Source organism: Actinomadura physcomitrii, assembly GCF_008923205.2.
Classification (GTDB): Bacteria; Actinomycetota; Actinomycetes; order Streptosporangiales; family Streptosporangiaceae; genus Spirillospora; species Spirillospora physcomitrii.
This window is the reverse complement of the sequence record NZ_WBMS02000023.1, coordinates 1-20,074: the sequence shown is the minus strand read 5'-3', so window position 1 is coordinate 20,074 and position 20,074 is coordinate 1. Positions and strand designations below refer to the sequence as shown.

Annotated in this window: 20 protein-coding genes; 11 read left to right on the top strand and 9 right to left on the bottom strand. The window is 73.5% G+C overall.

Annotated elements, in window-relative coordinates; genetic code table 11:
- Nucleotides 1–26 precede the first annotated feature (26 nt).
- Entirely contained in the window at nucleotides 27–992 is a 966-nt protein-coding gene (locus F8568_RS26640) for a tetratricopeptide repeat protein (protein WP_151596444.1), read from the bottom strand.
- A 480-nt stretch (nucleotides 993–1,472) separates the two neighbouring features.
- Between F8568_RS26640 and F8568_RS26635 the strand changes: the two genes are divergently transcribed.
- The gene (locus F8568_RS26635) at nucleotides 1,473–2,666 is read left to right on the top strand and encodes an ATP-binding cassette domain-containing protein (protein ID WP_328601031.1); all 1,194 of its coding nucleotides are present in this window, start codon (nucleotides 1,473–1,475) and stop codon (nucleotides 2,664–2,666) included.
- Complete coding sequence (locus tag F8568_RS26630; RefSeq protein ID WP_202125375.1) at nucleotides 2,659–4,005, top strand: hypothetical protein; 1,347 nt, start codon at nucleotides 2,659–2,661, stop codon at nucleotides 4,003–4,005. The genes F8568_RS26635 and F8568_RS26630 overlap by 8 nt, the downstream gene beginning before the upstream one ends.
- A 47-nt stretch (nucleotides 4,006–4,052) precedes the next feature.
- Here F8568_RS26630 and F8568_RS48620 read toward each other — a convergent pair whose 3' ends face one another.
- The gene (locus tag F8568_RS48620; RefSeq protein ID WP_328601030.1) at nucleotides 4,053–4,367 is read right to left on the bottom strand and encodes a DUF3817 domain-containing protein; all 315 of its coding nucleotides are present in this window, start codon (nucleotides 4,365–4,367) and stop codon (nucleotides 4,053–4,055) included.
- A gap of 134 nt (nucleotides 4,368–4,501) precedes the next feature.
- Between F8568_RS48620 and F8568_RS26620 the strand changes: the two genes are divergently transcribed.
- Nucleotides 4,502–5,299 carry a DUF2127 domain-containing protein gene (locus F8568_RS26620; protein WP_202125373.1) on the top strand — a complete coding sequence of 266 codons (798 nt, stop codon included), beginning with the start codon at nucleotides 4,502–4,504 and terminating at the stop codon, nucleotides 5,297–5,299.
- A 35-nt stretch (nucleotides 5,300–5,334) separates the two neighbouring features.
- Nucleotides 5,335–6,030, top strand: a complete 696-nt coding sequence (locus F8568_RS26615; RefSeq protein ID WP_151596441.1) for a DUF4230 domain-containing protein — start codon at nucleotides 5,335–5,337, stop codon at nucleotides 6,028–6,030.
- A 25-nt stretch (nucleotides 6,031–6,055) separates the two neighbouring features.
- Here the strand turns inward: F8568_RS26615 and F8568_RS26610 are convergent, their stop codons facing one another.
- Entirely contained in the window at nucleotides 6,056–7,246 is a 1,191-nt protein-coding gene (locus tag F8568_RS26610; RefSeq protein ID WP_151596440.1) for an acetyl-CoA C-acetyltransferase, read from the bottom strand.
- Nucleotides 7,247–7,352: 106 nt separating this feature from the next.
- Here F8568_RS26610 and mce point away from each other — a divergent pair, with 106 nt between their 5' ends.
- The 3 genes from mce to F8568_RS26595 all read left to right on the top strand — a co-directional run bounded on the left by mce (nucleotide 7,353) and on the right by F8568_RS26595 (nucleotide 11,188).
- Nucleotides 7,353–7,775 carry a methylmalonyl-CoA epimerase gene (gene mce, locus F8568_RS26605; RefSeq protein ID WP_151596439.1) on the top strand — a complete coding sequence of 141 codons (423 nt, stop codon included), beginning with the start codon at nucleotides 7,353–7,355 and terminating at the stop codon, nucleotides 7,773–7,775.
- A gap of 402 nt (nucleotides 7,776–8,177) precedes the next feature.
- On the top strand, nucleotides 8,178–9,515 hold the full coding sequence (locus F8568_RS26600) for a DivIVA domain-containing protein (RefSeq protein ID WP_151596438.1): 1,338 nt from the start codon (nucleotides 8,178–8,180) through the stop codon (nucleotides 9,513–9,515).
- A gap of 155 nt (nucleotides 9,516–9,670) precedes the next feature.
- Entirely contained in the window at nucleotides 9,671–11,188 is a 1,518-nt protein-coding gene (locus F8568_RS26595; RefSeq protein WP_151596437.1) for an AI-2E family transporter, read from the top strand.
- Between the two features lie 13 nt (nucleotides 11,189–11,201).
- Here the strand turns inward: F8568_RS26595 and F8568_RS26590 are convergent, their stop codons facing one another.
- From F8568_RS26590 to F8568_RS26575, 4 genes are all read right to left on the bottom strand, one after another.
- A complete protein-coding gene (locus tag F8568_RS26590; RefSeq protein WP_151596436.1) occupies nucleotides 11,202–11,993 on the bottom strand; it encodes an alpha/beta fold hydrolase in 792 nt (263 codons plus the stop codon).
- Nucleotides 11,994–12,109: 116 nt separating this feature from the next.
- A complete protein-coding gene (locus F8568_RS26585; RefSeq protein ID WP_151596435.1) occupies nucleotides 12,110–12,832 on the bottom strand; it encodes an alpha/beta hydrolase in 723 nt (240 codons plus the stop codon).
- 42 nt (nucleotides 12,833–12,874) lie between these two features.
- On the bottom strand, nucleotides 12,875–13,192 hold the full coding sequence (locus tag F8568_RS26580; RefSeq protein WP_151596434.1) for an LIM domain-containing protein: 318 nt from the start codon (nucleotides 13,190–13,192) through the stop codon (nucleotides 12,875–12,877).
- Nucleotides 13,193–13,205: 13 nt separating this feature from the next.
- Nucleotides 13,206–14,777: a 3-hydroxyacyl-CoA dehydrogenase family protein gene (locus F8568_RS26575; protein WP_151596433.1), complete on the bottom strand. Its 1,572-nt coding sequence runs from the start codon at nucleotides 14,775–14,777 to the stop codon at nucleotides 13,206–13,208.
- Nucleotides 14,778–14,832: 55 nt separating this feature from the next.
- On the opposite strand from F8568_RS26575, the gene F8568_RS26570 reads away from it, so the two are divergent.
- Entirely contained in the window at nucleotides 14,833–15,819 is a 987-nt protein-coding gene (locus F8568_RS26570; protein ID WP_151596432.1) for an LLM class flavin-dependent oxidoreductase, read from the top strand.
- A 67-nt stretch (nucleotides 15,820–15,886) separates the two neighbouring features.
- On the opposite strand, the gene F8568_RS26565 is transcribed toward F8568_RS26570, so the two are convergent.
- Complete coding sequence (locus tag F8568_RS26565) at nucleotides 15,887–16,273, bottom strand: SCO5389 family protein (RefSeq protein ID WP_151596431.1); 387 nt, start codon at nucleotides 16,271–16,273, stop codon at nucleotides 15,887–15,889.
- Between the two features lie 130 nt (nucleotides 16,274–16,403).
- Entirely contained in the window at nucleotides 16,404–16,592 is a 189-nt protein-coding gene (locus F8568_RS26560) for a hypothetical protein (RefSeq protein ID WP_151596430.1), read from the bottom strand.
- 168 nt (nucleotides 16,593–16,760) lie between these two features.
- Between F8568_RS26560 and F8568_RS26555 the strand changes: the two genes are divergently transcribed.
- From F8568_RS26555 to F8568_RS26545, 3 genes are all read left to right on the top strand, one after another.
- The gene (locus F8568_RS26555) at nucleotides 16,761–17,969 is read left to right on the top strand and encodes a HEAT repeat domain-containing protein (RefSeq protein WP_151596429.1); all 1,209 of its coding nucleotides are present in this window, start codon (nucleotides 16,761–16,763) and stop codon (nucleotides 17,967–17,969) included.
- Nucleotides 17,970–18,009: 40 nt separating this feature from the next.
- The gene (nucS, locus tag F8568_RS26550) at nucleotides 18,010–18,690 is read left to right on the top strand and encodes an endonuclease NucS (RefSeq protein ID WP_151596428.1); all 681 of its coding nucleotides are present in this window, start codon (nucleotides 18,010–18,012) and stop codon (nucleotides 18,688–18,690) included.
- A gap of 1,035 nt (nucleotides 18,691–19,725) precedes the next feature.
- A partial coding sequence (locus F8568_RS26545) for a DUF222 domain-containing protein (RefSeq protein ID WP_151596427.1) occupies nucleotides 19,726–20,074 on the top strand: 349 nt, incomplete at its 3' end.

The following is a 20,074-nucleotide window of genomic DNA, read 5'->3' as shown; positions in this document are numbered from 1 at the left end:
CTCGCAACCACGGCCCCAGGGACTCGTCAGAACAGCGCCGCCTGGAGGGAGCGGCGGGCCTTGGTGACGCGGGGGTCGTCGGAAGGCAGCAGCTCGAACAGCGACAGCAGGTGCGTGCGGGCCGCGTCGCGGTCGTCGCCCGCGCTGCCGCGCACCGCGGTGAGCAGCCGCCCGAACGCGTCCTCGATCCGGCCGGACACCATCTCGACGTCCGCGGCGTGGATCTGGGCCTGCACGTCGCCGGGCTTGTCCGCCGCCTCCTGGAGGGTGCGGTCGGGGTCCAGCTTGTCCGCCCGCAGGCTCAGCTCGACCAGCGCGAGGCCCTGCTTGGCCTGGCCGTCGCGCGGGTCGCGGGCGAGGATCCGCTCGAAGGCGGCCTTCGCGCCGTCGAGGTCGCCGCGCTGCAGCGCGTCCTCGGCCTCGGAGTACACCGACCCGGCCTGCGGCGCGCCCTCGCCGGCGGCGGCCTCCTCGCCCGGCGGCGGCTCCGGCAGGATGCCCTCCTGGCGCAGCGCCTCGAAGAGCTGGTCGATCGCCTGCCGGACCTGCGGCTCGGGGGCCGCGCCGTTCAGGAACGGCAGCAGCTGCCCGGCGACGACCGCCGCGACGAACGGGATGCCGCGCACGCCCATCTGCTGCATGTACGCGCCGAGCTGCGGGTTGGCGTCGATGTCGACCTTGGCGAGGATCCACTTGCCGGCCGCCTCGGTGGCGAGCTTCTCCAGGATCGGGCCGAGCTGCTTGCACGGGCCGCACCAGTCGGCCCAGAAGTCGACGAGGACGGGGACGGTCTGCGACCGCTCCACGACCTCGGTGTTGAAGGTCTGGTCGGTGACGTCCACGACGTACGGGCCGCCGGCGGGCGCGCCGCCGGCCGGGCCGCCCGCGGGCGCGGCACCGGCCTGCGCCCGGCGCTCCTGCTGCTTCCTGGCGGCCGCCTGGCGAGCCCCCAGGTCGATGGCCCCGTGCAACGAAAAGTCCCGAGAAGGCATGGGTCCATCCTGCCCCATGACCGGCCCGGTCCGTGCGCCCGTCCGCTCGGAGCGGACCGGCCGGCGGGACGGGGCCCGCCGGCGCCGCCGCCGGCGGGCGACCGCGACGCCCCGTTGCGAGGGATGCCAACGCAATTGTCCGCCTTTTTGGAATTCGCACCTTCGGCCGGGAGGCAAAGAATCCAGGCGTCCTGCCGTAAAGGCAAAAAGATTGCTGACAGCCATCACCAAGCCCGGTTATAGTCGCGATGTCGATGCATCGTGCGACGGCAAAAGAGATCCGGTGCCCCGGGCCCCGCCGATTCGGCCGGTCCGGGCGCACGCGCGCCGCGTGGCGCCTGGAGCGGCCACCGGCCCGGCTCGGACGACCGTCGCGCTCGCATGACGAGCAACGGGGGGAAACAAGTGATCGCGGAGCATTCCGCGATCGTGGCCCGAGGAATGGGTGTCCGCCGCGGGGGGCGGTGGCTCCTGCGCCCGGTGACCTTCGGCGTGACCGAAGGCGTGGTCGGCTTCGCCGGTCCACCTGGTGTCGGTAAATCCACTCTGCTGGCCACGTTCGCGACCTTGCGCCGGCCTAATTCCGGCGTGCTGCACATTCTCGGGCATGACATAGCGAACACCGCGGACCTGCGCGCCGCACGGGCACGGATCGGCTACCTGCCGGCCCGGTTCGACCGCGCGGAGAGCATGACGGCGGGCGAGTTCGTCGCGTACGCGGCGTACTACAAGCGCACGAGCACTGCAGTGGCACGGTCCATCATGAAGCGGCTGGACCTCGCCGAGGCCGCCGGGACGGCGCTGTCGCTGCTGCCGCCGGACGTCCGGCTGCGCGCGGGCCTCGCCGCCGCGTGCGTGCACGGCCCCGACCTGCTGGTGCTGGACGACCCGTTCGGCGACCTGCGGGCCGCCGCCGACCCGTGGCCGACCGGCGCGGCGGGCCCGGGCGGGTCCGCGTACTCGGCCGCGATGGCCGAGCTGGTCCCGGTGCTGCGGTCGCTGGCGCCGACCGTCCTGGTCAGCGCGGACGACACCGAGACGCTCACCGGCTGGTGCGACCGGCTGCTCACGCTGGCCCGCGGCCGGCTGAGCGAGCAGCCCACGCACTCCGCGGCGGCCCGCCGGGGCCGGTCCGCCGCGGACCGGCGCGTTCCGGCGGACCGGCGCGTGTCCGAGGACCGGCGCGTTCCCGGGCACCGGCCGGACGCCGCCCGGCGCCCCGCCGACGAGCCCGCCGCCCCGCCCGCCACGCCGCCCGCCACGCCGCCCGCCGGGGCCGGCCTCGACACGCGGGCGGGACGTCCCGCCGACCAGAGCGGCACGGGCGGACGCCTGATGGGGACCGATCCGCGGGCCGGAGCCGGCCGGCCCCGCGCGGACCACCGCGCCGCCGCCGCGACTCGCGGAGGCGCGACGGGCGAGGGCGCGCCGCGCACCGAGGACGCGTCCGCGCACACGCCGAAGAGGAAGCGGGCGCGCGGTGCCGCGGGCCGGCCGCGCCGCAGCGGGCCGAAGCGGCGCCCGGCGCGGCTCGCGCTGCCGCAGGTCAGGCTGCGGCCCGCCGTGCTGCGGCCGGCCGTGCTGGGCCCCGCGGCGGCGCTGCGGCAGGTGTCGCTGCCGGTGTCGAGGCTGCGGGCGAGGCGGGCGGCCGCGGGGAGCGGCGCCGGTGTCTGACCTCGGTCGGGTGCTCCGGCTGGACGCCCGCCGCTCGGCGCTGCTGGTCGCGGTGCCGATCCTCACCGCGGTCGGGACTGCGGCGGCGGGACCGCCGCTGCTGCCCTCGGTCGCGTACTGGGACAACTCCGTCGTCGCGCTGCTCGACGCGGTGCGGTTCCTCGGCCCGGCCGCGGCCGGGCTGGCCGCGTGGACGGCCGTGCGGGAGCGCCCGCTCGACTACCTGCGCGACCTCACGGCGCGCTCGCCCGCCACGGGCGCCCTGCTCGACCTGCTGCTGCTGTCCGCGGCGGCGCTCGCGTCCTACCTGGTGGTGGCCGCGCTGGTGGTCGCGGTCACGCTGCTGCGGCAGGAGGCCGGGCACCCGCATCCGCTCGGCGTGGTGGCCGGGGCGGGCGCGCTGGTCCTGCACGTCGCGGCCGGGTACCTGGCCGGACGGGTCGTCCCGCACCGGGCGACGGCGGCCGTGGTGCTCGCCGTGACGGCGCTGTGGGCGGCGCTGCGCGTGCCGGGGACGTCGTGGCTGAGCCTGCTGCCCCCGGCCGCGTTCAGCCGCATCGACCTCTTCACCACGCTGCGCGCGGGCGTGCTCGGCTACCAGGTGCTGTGGGCGTCGGGGCTGACGGCGGCGCTCGTCCTGGCGTACGTGCTGTGGGCGACGCGGCGGCCGCTGCTCGTCCTGCCGCTGGCCCTGGCGCTGGCGGCGACCGGCGGCGCGACGCTCGGGCTGCGCGACGCCGGCGGGACGGTGGCGCCCGCGCCGGCGGAGCGGGTGTGCCGGGAATGGCCGCTGACCGTCTGCGTGCATCCGGCGCTGCGCGCGGCGCTGCCCTCGCTGATGGCGGCCGTGACGCCGCTCGCGGCGCGGCTGCGCGGCACGCCGGGCGCGTTCACGCGCGTGGAGCAGGTGCCGGGCTGGGCGCCGGGCGGGGTCGCGAACGGCGTCGCCGGCATCCACCTCGACGAGGACCTGGCGCCGGGCTACCAGGAGCGGGCCGTCCGGCAGATCCGGGACGGCCTGCTGAACGCGGGCGCGTGCGCGCTGCCCGGCCGGCGGCGCGGCTACGGCTCGCTGGTGGACGCGTGGCTGCTCGGCGAGCAGCCGCCGGCGATCCGCGACGCGGTGGCGGCGCGCCGGTTCGGCTCATGGGACGACGACCGGCGGCGCCTCTGGCTGCGCCGCCACTTCGCCGGCTACCGGTCGTGCGCGCTGGGCGCGGCGGACTTCCGGCCGGCGCCGCGGCGCGTCCACCGGGACACGGGACGGGTGACGCGGGACGTGCACCGGGCCGTCCCGATGCGGCCGCGGGAGCTGGGGTACGCGCGGTCCCCCGCGTGACCGCGGCGGAACCCCCATCCCGGCCGCGGCCACGCGGAAGTCGAAGGTCAGGCCCGTCCGGCGGGCTGCGCCTCGGGACGGGCGGCGGCGGACGGCCTGGCCCAGTGCCGTTCGACGAAGAACGGCGCGACGGGCAGCACCGCGGCGATGAGCGCGAGCACGGTGCGCTTGAGTCCCCAGCCGAGCTTCTCGCCGGTGACGTACGCGAGCCCGACGTAGGCGAGGAACAGGATCCCGTGGATGGGCCCCATCACCTGGACGGCCGCCGGCAGGTCCGCGCCGTACTTCAGCGGCATGGCGATCAGCAGCAGGACCAGGAACGAGGCCGCCTCGGCGATGGAGACGACACGGAATGCGCGCACGATGTCCACGAACCCCTCAACGCCCCGCCCCCGTTCCGGGTTTCCCGCACCGCTATGGCCCTGCTCACACGCGCGTTGGGGCAAGGCGCCGCAGCGCCTGACACCAGGGGCAATGCAGACAATAAGGTGTGCGGATGGATTGGAGCCTGCTGACCTGTGCGCGCAAGGGGCACATCACCTACGCCCCCGACGAGCGGCCGCTGCGCGAGCGGCTGGTGGTGTCGTCCCCCGTCGGCGACGCGTGGCGGTGCCTGCGCTGCGGCGCGTACGTGCACGGCGATCCGCACGGGTCGGGCCCGGCCGACCGGGCGCCGCTGGTCAAGCGCGGCAAGGAGCTGCGGGACGCCTTCATCATGCGGTTCTTCGCGGTGGAGCGGCTGATCCGCGGGCTGATCGTGGCGGTGGCCGCGTACGGGGTGTGGCGGTTCGCGCAGAGCCGCGGCTCCATCGAGGAGGTCTTCGAGAAGGAGATCCCGCTGCTGCGGCCGATCGCCGACCAGTTCGGCTGGGACCTGGACCACTCCAAGATCGTCACCTCGATCCGGCACGTGTTCGGGCTGGAGGAGAAGACGCTGCGCTGGCTCGCGATCGGGCTGCTGGTGTACGCGTCGGTCGAGATCATCGAGGCGGTCGGGCTGTGGCTGCTGCAGCGCTGGGGCGAGTACTTCGCGGTCGTCGCGACCTGCTTCGGCCTGCCGGTGGAGATCTACGAGCTGGCGGAGAAGGTCACCGTGCTGCGCATCGGCGCGCTGGTCATCAACATCGGTCTGATCGTCTACATCATCGTCACCAAGCGGCTGTTCGGCGTGCGCGGCGGCCGGGCCGCCCACGAGGCGCATCTGCGCAGCGAGTCGCTGATAGAGGTGGAGCACGCGGCGGCCGATCCGGACGTCGCGCGGTCGCCGCGCCCCGCCGCCGGGTCCCCCGGGTGAGGTGAGGGGGCGGTAAGTCCGGGAATGTGGGGGACATGCCGAACAACGACGCGGCCCGCGAGCCCGCCCCCCAGCGCGTGCGACCCGTCCCACGGCGCGGTCTCCTCACCGCCCTGCTGCTCGTCGTGGCGACCGTCGCGGTCGTCATCGTCGTGCAGCGGGCGGTGGACGGCCTGCCGCACTGGCTGAACCCGTTCCACGAGGAGACCAAGGACCGCAGCGGCCCGGTGCTGCTGCAGTCGATCCGCGACCTGAAGCGGTACGAGGCCGCGAGCGGCGACTTCCAGGTCGTCGTGGACCTGGAGAAGGACGCCAGGTTCCTGCCGTCGTCGCTGCGCGGCAAGCGGACCCTGTTCGTGGGCAACGGCTCCGTCGACGCCTACGTGGACTTCTCCGCGATCGGGTCCGGCGCCGTCAAGGTGAACTCCGACCGGACGTCCGCGACGATCACGCTGCCGCACGCCCGGCTCGAGCCGACGAACCTCGACACCAAGCGCAGCTACGTCTACGCGACCGAGCGCGGGCTGTTCGACCGGTTCGGCGACTTCTTCAGCAGCAACCCCGGCAACCAGCAGCAGCTGTACGTGCTGGCGAGCCAGAAGATCCAGACGGCGGCGCAGCAGAGCCGGCTGACCGCTCAGGCGGACGCGAACACCAGGCTGATGCTGGAGAACATGCTGAAGGCGCTGGGCTTCAAGACGGTCATCGTCCAGCAGCCCAGCGCCCAGTAGCCTCCCGCTTCCCGCGCCTCCCGCGTTACGCGGTCGGGACGCGGAGGATCAGCGCGTCGCCCTGGCCACCGCCGCCGCACAGGCCGGCCGCGCCGACGCCGCCGCCGCGCCGCTTCAGCTCGTAGGCCAGGTGCAGCACGATGCGGGCGCCGGACATGCCGACAGGGTGGCCGAGCGCGATGGCGCCGCCGTTGACGTTGACCTTCTCGGGGCCGACGCCGAGGTCGCGCATCGACTGGATGCCGACCGAGGCGAACGCCTCGTTGATCTCGATGACGTCGAGGTCGTCGACGGTCAGGCCCGCCTTGCCGAGGGCGTGCTTGATGGCGTTGGACGGCTGGGACTGCAGCGAGTTGTCCGGGCCGGCGACGTTGCCGTGCGCGCCGATCTCGGCGAGCCAGGTGAGGCCGAGCTCCTCGGCCTTGGCCTTGGACATCACCACGACCGCGGCGGCGCCGTCGGAGATCTGCGAGGACGACCCGGCGGTGATCGTCCCGTCCCTGCTGAACGCGGGGCGCAGCTTGGCGAGGGACTCGGCGGTGGTGTCGGCCCGCACGCCCTCGTCCTTGGCGACCACGATCGGGTCGCCCTTGCGCTGCGGGACCTCGATCGGCGCGATCTCGTCGTCGAACACGCCGTTCTTGATGGCGGCGGCGGCGCGCTGGTGGGAGCGGGCGGAGAACTCGTCCTGCTCCTCGCGGGAGATGCCCAGCCTGGCGTTGTGGTGCTCGGTGGACTCGCCCATGGCGATGCCGTCGAACGCGTCGGTCAGCGCGTCGTAGGCCATGTGGTCGAGGACCTCGATCGAGCCGTACTTGTAGCCGGCGCGGGACTTCGGCAGCAGGTGCGGCGCCTGGGTCATCGACTCCATGCCGCCGGCCACGACGATGTCGAACTCGCCGGCCCGGATGAGCTGGTCGGCGAGGGCGATCGCGTCCAGCCCGGACAGGCAGACCTTGTTGATCGTGACGGACGGGACGCTCATCGGGATGCCGGCCTTGACCGCCGCCTGCCGGGACGGGATCTGGCCCGCGCCCGCCTGCAGCACCTGGCCGAGGATCACGTACTGCACCTGGTCGCCGGACAGGCCGGCGCGCTCCAGCGCCGCCTTGATCGCGTGGGCGCCGAGGTCGGCTGCGGAGAAGTCCTTCAGCGCGCCCTGCAGGCGCCCGACGGGGGTGCGCGCTCCGGCGACGATCACGGACGTGGCGGTCATGAGGGGGCCTCCAGGATGGTGCTGCGGCGACGTTTGCCACCATACCCAGGGAGGCGGCGCACGCTTCCGTTCGCCCCCGTCTGGCCGTCCGTAGGGAGAAAAGCCCATGCTGACCCGTATCGACCACATCGGCATTGCCTGTCACGACCTGGAGGCCACCGTCGAGTTCTACAAGGCGACCTACGGCTTCACCGACGCGCACTTCGAGGTCAACGAGGAGCAGGGCGTCCGGGAGTGCATGCTCAAGATCAACGAGACCGGCGACGGCGCCGCCAGCTACCTGCAGCTCATCCAGCCGATCCGGGACGACTCGGCGGTCGCCAAGTGGCTGGCGAAGAACGGCGAGGGCGTGCACCACATCGCGTTCGGCACCGATCAGGCCGTCGCGGACGAGGCGGCGGAGATCGGCGGCAAGGGCGTCCGGGTGCTGTACGACACGCCGAGGAAGGGCTCCATGGGTTCCTTGATCAACTTTTTGCACCCGAAGGACTGCCACGGCGTGCTGACCGAGCTGGTCCAGAAGGCCTGACCGGCGGGAGCGGGGGCCACGAGGCCCGGCGGGACGCGGCGCGTCGCGCGTGCCGGCGCGCTCTCGCGCGCGCGCCGCGCAAGCGCGATCGGATCGTGACGCGTTCGATATCACCTCGCGGGGCGGCGGGGTGCAAGACCGCCGCTCTGTGAGCATTCAGACACATCTGGTGCATTTGCGGCCCCCGTACCTGGGCACCTGGGGCACCCGAGGCCGTAGCCGCAAACTGGGACAAACCACGCAGCGCGTCAAGATGAGCCCCCAACACGGCAGTGTCCGGAGTACGCTTCATCCACCGGAAGAGGTCTGGGGCACCGCGCCCTTTCATGGCGGCCGTCCATGCCAGGCGATCAACCGGTCCCCGGAACCACCCGTAGCCCCGTCACATCAGGATTGAGCCCTATGCAGTCCGACATCGACGCCCAGCTCAGCAACTTCTTCGAGGACACGCCCCCGCGCGATTTCGACGTGGTGCTCCGTGGCTACGACCGGCACCAGGTCGACGAGCACATCAAACAGCTCGAGAACGAGGGCCGGCAGGCACGCGAGCAGTCCCAGGCCCTGCAGCGGGAGCTGTCGGACGCCCATCGGCAGCTGCAGGAGCAGGAACGTCCCACCTACTCCGGCCTCGGCGCCCGCATCGAGCAGCTGCTGCGGCTCGCCGAGGAGCAGGCCACCGAGCTCGTCCAGGCCGCCCGGTCCGAGGCCAACGAGATCAAGGCCGCCGCGAAGGTCGACGCCGCCGAGCAGCGCGCCACCGCCGAGAACGACGCCGCCGAGCTGCGCGCCACCGCCCAGCGCGAGGGCGACGACATGCGCCAGGCCGCCGAGCGCGAGGCCGAGGAGGTGCGCACCTCCGCCCGCCGCGAGGCCGACGAGCTGACCTCCACCACCGAGCGCGAGGTCGCCAAGCTGCGCGCCACCGCCGACCACGAGGTCGCCGAGAAGCGGGCCGGCGCCGAGCGCGAGATCGCCAAGCTGCGCACCACCACCGAGCGCGAGGTCGCGCAGCTGCGCGCGTCCACCAAGCGCGAGCGCGACGAGATCCTCACCACCGCCAAGCGGCAGGCCGACGAGATGCGCGCGCAGGCCCAGCGCATCCTGGAGGAGAGCGAGGCGCAGCGGGCGCAGGCCGAGGCCGAGTTCGAGATCCAGCTGGCCGCCCGCCGCGAGGAGGCCGACCGGCAGGACGCCGAGCGGCACGCCGCCGCGCAGGCCGCCACCCAGAAGCTGGTCGCCGAGGCCGAGCAGCGCGCCGCGTCCGCCGAGCAGCGCGCCGCCAAGGCCACCCAGCAGGCCGAGCAGACGCGCCGCGAGGCCGACTCGCACGCCAAGCAGCTCATGGCCAACGCGCGCAAGAACTCCGACAACGTCATCGCCGAGGCCAAGTCGCAGGCCGAGCAGCTGCTCGCCGAGACCAAGGCCGAGGCCGACCGCGTCCGCACCGCCGCGCAGCGCCAGGTCGACGAGCTGACCCGGCAGCGCGACAGCATCACCAGCCACCTCAACCAGCTGCGCCAGCTCATCGGCGGCGTCGCCCCGGCGATGGGCGGCGAGCCGGAGCTCGCCGCGCCGCCGGAGAAGGCCGCCATCCCGGCCGCCGAGCCGAAGCCGGCCCCCGCGCCGCAGCAGGCTCAGCCGAAGCAGCAGCCCGCCCAGCCCGCCGCCAAGGCGGCGGCCGCCAAGCAGGCCCAGGCCAAGAAGTCCGACGAGGACGACGAGGACTGGTGGCAGGAGTGACCCGCCGGGCCGGCTGACGGCCCGGAGTGTCCAGACGGAGAGCCTGGAGGCGGAAACGTCTCCGGGCTTTCCGTCGTCTACCCCCGTAACGCGTGGTCGGCGGCCCTCCGTCCGGACCCGTGGACGACGACGGCAGGACGGCGAAGGAGAGCGGCGTGCCCGACGACACCCCCAGCGAGGACCGGCCGGACGGGGCGCCGCGGAAGGCGCAGACCGGCACCGCCGGCAAGGTCCCCGCCCCCGCGCCCCCCGCCGACACCACGGACGACGACGCCGGCGCGAACACCGAAGCCGCGGAGCCCGCGAAGGACGCGGAGCCCGCGAAGGACGCGGAGCCCGCGAAGGACGCGGAAGGCGCGGAGAGCGCCGCGGGCGGGGACGGTGCCGAGGACGCCGGGGTGCCCACCGGCGCGCTCGACCCGGAGACCCTGGACGAGGGGCCCGCCCGGGAACTCGATCCGGCGACCGGCGGCCCGCGGACGCGCCCGGCCCCGGCGGAGGTCGAACCGGCGGTCCAGCGGGCGCCGGCGCCCGGCGGAGCGGCGCCCGACCCGGACGCGCCCGACCCGGCGCACGACGTGGAGCAGCGCCGCCGCGAGGCCGGCGTGAACCCGCTGTTCCCGTTCGGCCGGCCAGGGCAGCCGCTCGGCCGCGCCCACCCGTTCGTGTTCGGGTTCACCGCCGCGCTCGGCGTCATCACCGCGTGGATGCTGGTGAAGGCCGCGACGAACGCCAAGTCGGTGCTCGTGATGATCGTGGTGGCGATGTTCCTCGCGGTCGGCCTGAACCCGGCGGTGGAGCGGCTGCGCCGGTTCGGGCTGCCGCGCGGCGCCGCGGTCGGCACGGTGTTCCTGATCGTGATCCTGTTCTTCGCGGGGTTCGTCGCCTCGCTCGTCCAGCCGGTCACCGAGCAGGTCACCGAGCTGCGGCACAACATCCCCGACTTCGTGAACCAGCTGCAGAACAACAAGACGCTGGCCGACTGGGACAAGCGCTACGGGCTGCTCGACCGCGCGGAGAAGGCCGTCAACAGCCCGGGGTTCCAGAACGGGCTGACCGACACCGCCACCGGCATCGGCAAGGTCGCGATCAACGGCGTGTTCCAGACCGTCACGATCCTGATCCTGACGCTCTACTTCATGAGCTCGCTGCCGCAGATCAAGACGTTCTTCTACCAGCTCGCGCCGCGCTCCCGGCGGGCCCGCGTCGCGCTGCTCGGCGACGAGATCCTGGACCGGATCGGCGGGTACGTCGCCGGCCAGTTCACGATCGCGTTCATCGCGGGGCTGTGCTCGTACATCTTCCTGTCGATCCTCGGGGTGAAGTACGCGCTGGCGCTGGCGCTGATCGTCGCGGTGACGGACCTCGTGCCGCTGATCGGCGCGACGATCGGCGCGGTGATCGTGTGCCTGGTCGCGTTCCTCACCGGGGACACCACCGACCTCATCGTCTGCGTGATCTTCTACGTGGTGTACCAGCAGGTGGAGAACTACCTGGTGTACCCGCGGGTCATGAAGCGGACGGTGGACGTCCAGCCCGCGGTGACGATCGTCGCGGCGCTGGTCGGCGCGGCGCTGCTCGGCGTGGTCGGGGCGCTGCTGGCGATCCCGACGGCGGCGGCGATCTCGCTGCTGATCCGCGAAGTGGTCCTGCCGAGGCAGGAGACCCTCTGACGGGGGCGCCGCGTCAGCGGGTGGTGCGGGCCAGCGCGGCGGCGAACTCGGCGACGGCCTGGTTGAACAGGTCGGGCTGCTCGACGGCGCACAGGTGACCGGCGCGCGGGATGACGAGCAGTTCGGCGTTCGGGAGGGCGTCGGCCATGGCGCGGGCCTCGTCCTGCGTGGCGAGGACGTCCTCGTCGCCGGCCATCACCAGCGCGGGCACCTTGAGGCCGCGCAGCGTCTCGAACGCCTCGGGACGTCCCGCCATCGCCCGCAGCGCCCACGCGGCGGCGGGCGCCGGCGTCGCCTGCACCAGCCCGCGGACGCGCCCGTAGACGAGGGCGCGCTGCCGGTAGGTGGTCGGGCCGACGAGGTCGGGGAGCAGCTCGTCCAGCAGGACCCGGACGGTGCCGTCGCGGTCGATCGCCTCCGCCTGCCGCAGCCGGTTCTCCCGGACGGGGCCCGTGTCCGCGGCGGCGCGGGTCGAGGCGAGGACGACGCCGAGGACGAGGTCGGGGTGGCGGCGGCACAGCGCCATCGCGACGTACCCGCCCATGGACAGGCCGCCGACGACGGCGCGCCGGACGCCGAGGCCGCGGAACAGGTGCGCGACGTCGTCGGCCATCGCGTCGATCGACGGGTCGTCGGCGCCGAGCCGGGAGCCGCCGAAGCCGCGCAGGTCCGGGGTGACGACGCGGAACCGGTTCGCGAGGCCCTGCCGCTGCTCGAGCCACATCGCCGAGGAGAGCGGGAAGGCGTGCAGCAGGACGAGCGGTGTCCCCGTCCCGACGTCCCTGGCGTACAGCTGCACGGTCATCCGGTTCCCTCACGTCCGCGTCCGCGAAGCGCCGCCGCGTTAACGCGGCGGCCAGACAATCGTTACCCGCGAACGGGGGCGGTGGGACGGGTGTGGCCGCGATCGGCCGTGCGCGTTTATCTGTCCGATTCATCCCATTCTGTGGGGAGCGGATACGCATCCGGAGCGACGTGCCGGACGATCTCGTCCAGCACCGTCCGGACGTACGGCTCCCCCACCCAAAGGTGCTTGGCGTTGTCGACGCCGATCACCTCGGCCTGCGGCGCGCGCGCGAACCGCTCCCGCGCCTCCGCCGGGCGCAGGTAGTCGTCGAACTCCGGGACGAGCGCGACGAGCGGCCGCCCGTCGGCGCCCCACGCGTCCAGGTCGGCGTCCCCGGCCCGCTTCAGCGGCGGCGACAGCAGGATCGCGCCCTCGACCAGCGGGTCCAGCCCCCAGCGCAGCGCCAGCTCGGTGCCGAACGACCAGCCGAGCAGCCACGGCCGCGGCAGGTCGTGGTACTCGGTGTACTCCAGCGCCGCCGCGACGTCGAACCGCTCGGTCTCGCCCTCACCGAACTCGCCCTCGCTGGTGCCGCGCGCCGACGTCGTCCCGCGCGTGTTGAAGCGCAGCACGGCGAGGCCGGCGAGCGCGGGCAGCCGGTAGGACGCCTTGCGGAGCACGTGGCTGTCCATCATGCCCTCGGCGGTCGGCAGCGGATGCAGGCAGACCAGGGTCGCGACCGGGGGCCGGTCCGGCGGCAGCGCCAGCTCCCCGACGAGCCGCAGCCCGTCGGAGGTGTGCAGGGTGATCTCCTCGCGCCGCGCCGGCAGCACCGTCGCCGCCCTGATCTCCGCCATCGACTCCCTCACTCGGTGATGCCCCGCGCTCATCGCTCATCGCTAGTAGCGCGGCGCGTTCCTGCTCCGCTGGACGCGCGGCGCCCGGCGGGCCCGCGCCTGCCAGCAGGGGCGGTGCCAGTGCCGCCGGTCGTCGGCGCCGCCCCGCTCGTCCGCCGGCCACGCGACCACGTGCGGGACGCCCGGCGGGATCTCCTGGTCGCAGCCCGGGCACCGGTACGCCTTCGTCGCGGCCGCCCCCGCGATCGACCGGACGATCCACTCGCCGTCCGGGCCGTCCTCCGTCCGCTGCGCCCAGCCCCCGCCGCCGCCCTGCGGCGGTTTCCCGGACACGGCGCGGCGGTTCTTGCGGGGGCTCATGCCTTAAGGATATTCAGCGGATCGGCACGCCCGCGGTGACGTGCTCGGTGAGGAGCGGCACGGGCGCGAGGGCGGGCTCGCGGGTCTCGGCGTGCAGGGCCCGCAGCACCGCGACGGCGCGGTCGATCCCGAGCCGGTCGAGGTCGGCGATGGGGCCGGTCGGGTAGCCGCAGCCGAGCGTCATCGCGGCGTCGATCGAGTCGGGGTCGGCGTAGCCGGCGCCGAGCATCGCGGCGGCGTCGTTGAGGTAGGGGAAGCGCAGCGCATCCACGATGAAGCCGGCGCGGGCGCGGCAGCGGACGACGGTGAGGCCGAGCCGTCCGGCCAGCTCGGCGGCGCGGTCCGCGACGCCGGGGCCGGTCGCGACGGTCGCGGCGATCTCGGCGAGCGCGCCTTCCGTGTCCGGCAGGTGCAGGCCGACGACGTCGGCGGGACGTCCGGACGCCATCGCCGCCTCGGCCACCGGGACCGTCGCGGACGTGACGGCGAGGACCGCGCCGGGCTCGGCGGCCTGCGCCGCCGCCGCGAGCAGCTCCCGTCCCGCATCGGCGTCCCCGGACGCCTCGACGATCAGGTCGCAGTCCGCGAGGCCGGCGGTGGCGTCGCGAACCTGCGCGCCCGCGCGGTCGCAGATCGCCGCGAACGCGTCGGCGAGGGCGCCGGTGCCGAGGACGCCGACGACGGGCGCGGGGGCGTCCGCCGGCGCCGGCGCCTCCACCTTCGGCGCACCGTGGTCGTAGAAGCCGCGGCCCGTCTTGCGGCCGAGCAGCCCGGCGGTGACCAGTTCGCGCAGCAGCGGGGACGGCGCGTGCCGCCGGTCGCGGGTCTCGGCGTGGATCGCCTCCAGCACCTCCAGGCACGTGTCGAGGCCGATCAGGTCCATGAGGGTGAACGGGCCCATCGGCAGGCCGGCGCCCGCCGTCATCGCGGTGTCGATGTCGTCGCGGGTCGCGTGCCCGGACTCCAGCATCCCGGCGGCCTGGTTGAGGTAGCCGAACAGCAGCCGGTTCGCGACGAACCCGGCGCGGTCGCCGATGGTCACCGGGGTCTTGCCGAGCCCCGTGACCAGCGCGGCGACGCGGTCCACGGCCTCCGGCTCGGTGAGCACCGTGCGGATGACCTCGACCAGCTTCATCACCGGCGCCGGATTGAAGAAGTGCACCCCGACGATCTTGGTGGGCCGCTTGGTGGTGACGGCGATGTCGGTGACCGACAGCGACGAGGTGTTGGTGGCGAGCACCGCGTCGGCGCGGCACACCCCGTCCAGCGTCGCGAACACCTTGCGCTTCAGCTCGAGGCGCTCCGGCACCGCCTCGATGACCAGGTCGCAGTCGCCGAGGTCGGCGAAGTCGGTGGACAGCGCCACCCGGCCGAGGATCTCCCGCCGCGCGTCCTCGGTGAGCCTCCCGCGCTTCACCGCGCGCCCCGTCGACTTCTCCAGGTGGCCGCGGCCGCGCTCCAGCGCGTCCTGGTTCACCTCGATGCCGACGACCGCCAGGCCGCCGCGCGCCAGCACCTCGGCGATGCCCGCGCCCATGGTGCCCAGTCCGACGACCCCGACCCTGCTGAACGAACCATCAGTCATGCACCGCAGTCTCCCAGAGCGCTCGGCCTGGCCTTATGCCGGGTACGACCGGGACGTGCGCTTCGGAATCTTCCTGCTCGCCGCCCGCTACCCCGGTCAGGACGACGCCGCCGCCCTGACCCGCACGGTCGAGGCCGCATTCGCCGCGGAACGCGCCGGATTCGACGACGTGTGGCTCGCCGAGCACCACTTCATGTCCTACGGCGTCATCCCGTCCGCGACGCTGATGGCGGGCCACATTCTCGCCTCGACCAGCCGCATTCACGTCGGAACGGCGGTCAGCGTCCTTTCCGACCAGCATCCCGTCGCGCTCGCGGAACAGGCGGCGATGCTGTCGCTGCTTTCCGGCGGGCGTTTCCGGCTCGGCGTCGGACGCGGCGGCCCATGGCGCGATCTCGAGGTCTTCGGAACCGGGCTCCGCCGCTACGAGGAGGGATTCGCCGAATCGCTCGACCTGCTCCTCGCCTGGCTGCGCTCGGAACGGCTCGGCTGGCAGGGCGAGCATTTCTCGTTCCGCGAAGTCCCGGTCGTGCCGAGAACGGACGTCCCGCCGCCCGTCACCGTCGCGTGCACCTCTCCCGCCACCGAGGCCATCGCCGCCGGACGCGGCCTGCCGATGCTCCTCGGAATGCACGTCGGCGACGACGAGAAGGCCGCCGCCGTCGCCCGGCACGGCGATCCCGACGCGCCGCACATCTCCGTCCACCTCGCTCAGGTCGCCGATTCGCGGGACGCCGCCGTCCGGACGCTGCTCGCCGAGATGCCGCGCTGGCTCGGCCCCGGCCTGGACGGATACCTGCCCGTCGACGACCGGCCCCGGCCGTCCCGCGACCCCGCCGCCTACACCCGCCGGCTCTGCGACCTGCACCCCGTCGGCTCCCCCGGCGACTGCGCCGCCGCGCTCGCCGCGACCGCCGAGCGGACCGGGATCCGGCACCTCGTCCTGCTGGTCGAGGCCGCCGGCTCGCGCCGCGCGACGCTCGAGAACATCGCCCGCCTCGGCGCGGAGGTCCTCCCGAGAACCCGCGCCGCGCTCTCCTGACGAGCGGACGCGCCGCCCTTCACGGAAGGGCGGCGCGTCCGGCAGCGATTCGGCGAGGCCCGCCGGATCAGCAGTCGCGCAGTTCCGGAGACTGGTTCAGAATCTGCTCGCGCGGCGTCACGAACGTGCGGTACGCCGCCGAATCACCGGACGGGAAGACGGCGACCCGATGGCAGTTCTGGAACGCCAGCTTCACCCCGAAGTAGCGTTCCAGCGTCCCGCGCATCGCATCGCTCGCCAGCAGGCGCAGCAACTGGCCCCGCGCCCGCTCGTCCGGCGGCGGCGTCAGGTTGTCGGCGAACTCACCGCCGTCCACCTGCAGCCGCGCCACCAGACCGCTGACCATCTCCCAGGCGTACGGGAGGGACGTCCTGATGCATTCGACGAACTCCTTGTCGCCGATCTCGCCCTGCCGAGCCGTCTCCAGAAGTTCCGGGGTCACGTCGAGGGACATCGCGGGTCCTTTCGCAGACGGATGAAACCCACCACCCGCGACGCTAATCACGGCATCCCGACAATTCCAGGCTTGACAGAGATCCTTACATGGGCCATACGAGGCCCGCCCTGCCGGGAGCCGCCGATCGTCAGCCGGCCGGCGCCGCTCCGCGCCGCCCGGACGGCCGCCGCACCGGGCGCGCGCCCCGCTGCGCCCGGTCCTCCCAGAACTCGCGCGCCCGCCGCGCCAGCGCCGCGTTCCGCGCCGCCCGCGCCTCCGCGCGCCGCTCGCGGGCCCGCTCCTGCATGATCGACCGCATGATGTCGTGGTGGTACACGGCCCCTCCTCCGTCGCGGGCCGCGGAAACGACCCGACATCCAAGAGGTTCGTCCTAAGGCCCCCGCCCCGACATCGGGACGACTCCCTATATCGGGCCATCCCGGGGTCTTAGGGCGCCTTATCCAGGTCGCGGCGATGTCGGACGCGGCTGGCAGAATCCCCCGCCATGGACGAACTCCTGGCAGGCCTCGACGACATCGACTGGGCCGGCCTCGGCCACGCCTACGGCTCCGCCGACGACGTCCCGGACCTGCTGCGGACCCTCCGCGCCCCGGGCGAGGAGGACCGCCGGCACGCCCTGCACATGCTGCACGCGAGCATCTACCACCAGGGCAGCCGCTACCAGGCGTCCGGGCCCGCGGTGCCCTTCCTGCTGACCCTCGCCGCCGACCCCGCCACCCCCGACCGCGACGACCTGCTCTACCTCGCCGCCGGGATGGCGATCGGATTCGACGAGTCGCACCTGCCGTCCGGCGTCGACATCGCCGCGTGGCGGCGCGAGGTCGCCCGGCTGCGCTCGTCCGACCCCGCCGACGCGGAACGCCGCCTGGACGCCTGGGTCGAGGAGGCCGCCGATCCCGCCGAGCGCTCCGCCAGGCGGCGCCACCGCGAACTCGTGGACGCCGGCTACCTGCTGCTCGACGCCGAAGCCGCACTGGCCGCCTACGACGCCGTCCGGTCCGGGCTGCCCGTCCTGCGCGCCCTGCTCACCGACGCCGACGCGCACGTCCGCGCGGCGGCCGCCTACGCGCTCGGCTGGTTCCCCGAGGAGGCCGCCGCCTCGCTGCCCGCGCTGCAGGCGCTGCTCGCCGCCGAGACCGACCCCGCCGTCACCGCGAACGCCCTCGTCTCCGCCGGCCTCCTCGACGGCCGCCATCTGGTGCCCCGGCTCCGCGAGCACCTCGCCGGCACCGAACCGCTCCTGCGCTGGGCCGCCGCCGTCGCGCTCACGCGGCTCGGCGTCACCGAACGGCCGGTCATCGCCGAACTCGCCGCGACCAGCGTCACCCCGCCCGAGACGCCGGGCCCGCCCGTCGCCTTCCTGAACGGCGACCTGCGCCTCTACTCGGCCACCTGCCTCGCCGCGATGGACGACGCCCCGGCCGAGGCCGTCCACGCCGTCCTCGACGGGCTGTCCCGCACGTCCGACGACGCGTCCTTCCCCATGGCCGCCGCCGCGCTGCGGCTCACCTTCGGCGAACCGTCCCCGGCACCGCCGCACGCCGACCTCACGCCCCTCCAGCAGCGGACCGTCCGGGTCATCGCCGAGCTCCCGGACGACAGCTGGCAGTGGGGCAACCTCCTAGAGGTCCTGCGCGACTGGGGACTTCCCACCGACCGCGACGACCTCCGCGCGTACGCGGGTCTCGCATGACGGCCACGCCACGTCCGCGGCGGAACTAAGGTGGGGCAGCGTGCGTCTCGTTATCGCCCGCTGCAGCGTCGACTACGCCGGCAAGCTCACCGCCCACCTGCCCATGGCCCCCAGGCTCGTCCTGATCAAGTCGGACGGGAGCGTGAGCATCCACGCCGACGACCGCGCTTACAAGCCGCTGAACTGGATGAACCCGCCGTGCTCCCTGCGCGAGGAGCCCTACGGCGAGAACGGCGCGATCGCCCGCTGGACGGTCACCCACGGCAAGTCGGGCGAGCGGCTGATCCTCACCATCGAGGAGATCCTGCACGACACCAGCCACGAGCTGGGCCTGGACCCCGGACTGCAGAAGGACGGCGTGGAGGCGCACCTGCAGGAGCTGCTCGCCGAGCACATCACCACGCTCGGCGACGGCTGGTCGCTGATCCGCCGCGAGTACCCGACCGCGATCGGCCCCGTCGACATCCTGTGCCGGGACGCCGACAGCGCCACCGTCGCCGTCGAGATCAAGCGGCGCGGCGAGATCGACGGCGTCGAGCAGCTCACGCGGTACCTGGAGCTGCTGAACCGGGACCCGCACCTGGCGCCGGTCCGCGGGATCTTCGCGGCGCAGGAGATCAAACCGCAGGCCCGCGTGCTCGCCACGGACCGCGGCATCAACTGCGTCACCCTCGACTACGACGCGCTCCGCGGCATCGAGCACGAGGGCACGCTGTTCTGAGCCGCCGCAGCACGGCTCCCCCTCGATCCCCAGGAAGCACCCTTCAGGCGTCGACCCCGACCGGACGACGATCGCGCGCCGCACACTCGGCGGTGACGGCGTCGTAGTCGCCGGTCAACGCAGGCCGACCGTCAACGCAGGCCGACCGTCAACACAGGCCGACCGTCAACACAGGCCGACCGTCAACACAGGCCGACCGTGAACGCCGTATCCGGACGCCGTCGGCGAGCATGAACCCGGCCTTGCCGAGCGTCTCCCGCAGCCGCCGAAACGCAAGCGCGACCTGTACGCCAATGCCCTGGGCATGAACGACGGGCGGCGTCCTCGCCCCGCGCCTCATACCGGACCACGAACAGCCACCTCCAGGGCCGCTCAACCGCTGATCAGGCCAGCCCGCTCGTACCCGAGCTGATGATTGGGCCGACGTGGCTCTTGTCTCACCTTTCCAGGTCCCGGTCCTGGCATTTCAGTGGCCGCGGCTGCATTGGTCTGGCAGGTCGTATCGGCGCGGTTGCGAGATCAAGACTCATACGAATAAAGCTAGACGGACCGGGTTTTTTGGCTTCAATCCAGGGAAGACTTGGCCAGGTGTGTCAGGTAGAAAATTCAAGAGGGTGTTGCTTGATTGGCAAGAGGGGTGTTCGGGTGGTGGGGTGGCGCTTGCGTACGGGGCCGCCCCTCCAAAGTCAAGGGCGCCTTCGGCGTCGCTACGCGATGGACTTCGTCCACCCTGGACTTTGGAGCCTCTGCGGCCCCTGGGCAGGTGATAGGGGCAGGCTCCGCCTGCCCCCCCCCCCGGGGGCCCCCCCCCCCCCCCCGCCCCCGGGTCGCGCCACCCCACCACCCCCCTCCGCAACCAACCAAGACAACCAACAATCGAGCGGCCCACCCCCCGCGTCGATGGAAAAACCAACATGAAACATATTCAAGAAGGGTCGCCCAATCGGTCGACCGGCCCACGAAGCGACGAAATATCTGGCCCCCGATCGCCGCTTTCCACTCGCAAATGCCGGTCACATCGGGTAGTATTCAGGTATGCATTCAGTGACGGTCGACCTTGAGGCCGCGTCCACCACACAATTGGTGAACGCGCTCTCGGTCATCGCCACTGAACTCGCCCAACGCGAAGCACCCGACTCGGCCGCCGTCTGCCTGGAACTCACCGAAACCCTCGCCGCCGCATCCGATATGCAGGAAAGCGCGCTGGCCGGATTCATCGGCCGCGTCGACGCCGCCGGTGAGCAGGCCCGGTGGGGATATCCCTCCACGCGGGCGTGGCTGCGGTCCCGGCTGGGGATGCGGGAGAGCCGCGCCAAGGAGCGCCTCACCCTGGCCCGGCAACGCCACCGCCTCCCGCAGGTCGCCGAGCGGCTGGCCGCCGGGG

What these genes read in the sequence shown, in the direction of transcription:
- mce (WP_151596439.1), top strand. Translation starts at nt 7,353, where the DNA reads ATGCTGACCCGTATCGACCACATCGGCATTGCCTGTCACGACCTGGAG.
- F8568_RS26555 (WP_151596429.1), top strand. Translation starts at nt 16,761, where the DNA reads ATGGACGAACTCCTGGCAGGCCTCGACGACATCGACTGGGCCGGCCTC.
- F8568_RS26620 (WP_202125373.1), top strand. Translation starts at nt 4,502, where the DNA reads ATGGATTGGAGCCTGCTGACCTGTGCGCGCAAGGGGCACATCACCTAC.
- F8568_RS26575 (WP_151596433.1), bottom strand. Translation starts at nt 14,777, where the DNA reads ATGACTGATGGTTCGTTCAGCAGGGTCGGGGTCGTCGGACTGGGCACC.
- F8568_RS26585 (WP_151596435.1), bottom strand. Translation starts at nt 12,832, where the DNA reads ATGGCGGAGATCAGGGCGGCGACGGTGCTGCCGGCGCGGCGCGAGGAG.
- F8568_RS26565 (WP_151596431.1), bottom strand. Translation starts at nt 16,273, where the DNA reads ATGTCCCTCGACGTGACCCCGGAACTTCTGGAGACGGCTCGGCAGGGC.
- F8568_RS26600 (WP_151596438.1), top strand. Translation starts at nt 8,178, where the DNA reads ATGCAGTCCGACATCGACGCCCAGCTCAGCAACTTCTTCGAGGACACG.
- F8568_RS26640 (WP_151596444.1), bottom strand. Translation starts at nt 992, where the DNA reads ATGCCTTCTCGGGACTTTTCGTTGCACGGGGCCATCGACCTGGGGGCT.
- F8568_RS26580 (WP_151596434.1), bottom strand. Translation starts at nt 13,192, where the DNA reads ATGAGCCCCCGCAAGAACCGCCGCGCCGTGTCCGGGAAACCGCCGCAG.
- F8568_RS26610 (WP_151596440.1), bottom strand. Translation starts at nt 7,246, where the DNA reads ATGACCGCCACGTCCGTGATCGTCGCCGGAGCGCGCACCCCCGTCGGG.
- F8568_RS26615 (WP_151596441.1), top strand. Translation starts at nt 5,335, where the DNA reads ATGCCGAACAACGACGCGGCCCGCGAGCCCGCCCCCCAGCGCGTGCGA.
- F8568_RS26590 (WP_151596436.1), bottom strand. Translation starts at nt 11,993, where the DNA reads ATGACCGTGCAGCTGTACGCCAGGGACGTCGGGACGGGGACACCGCTC.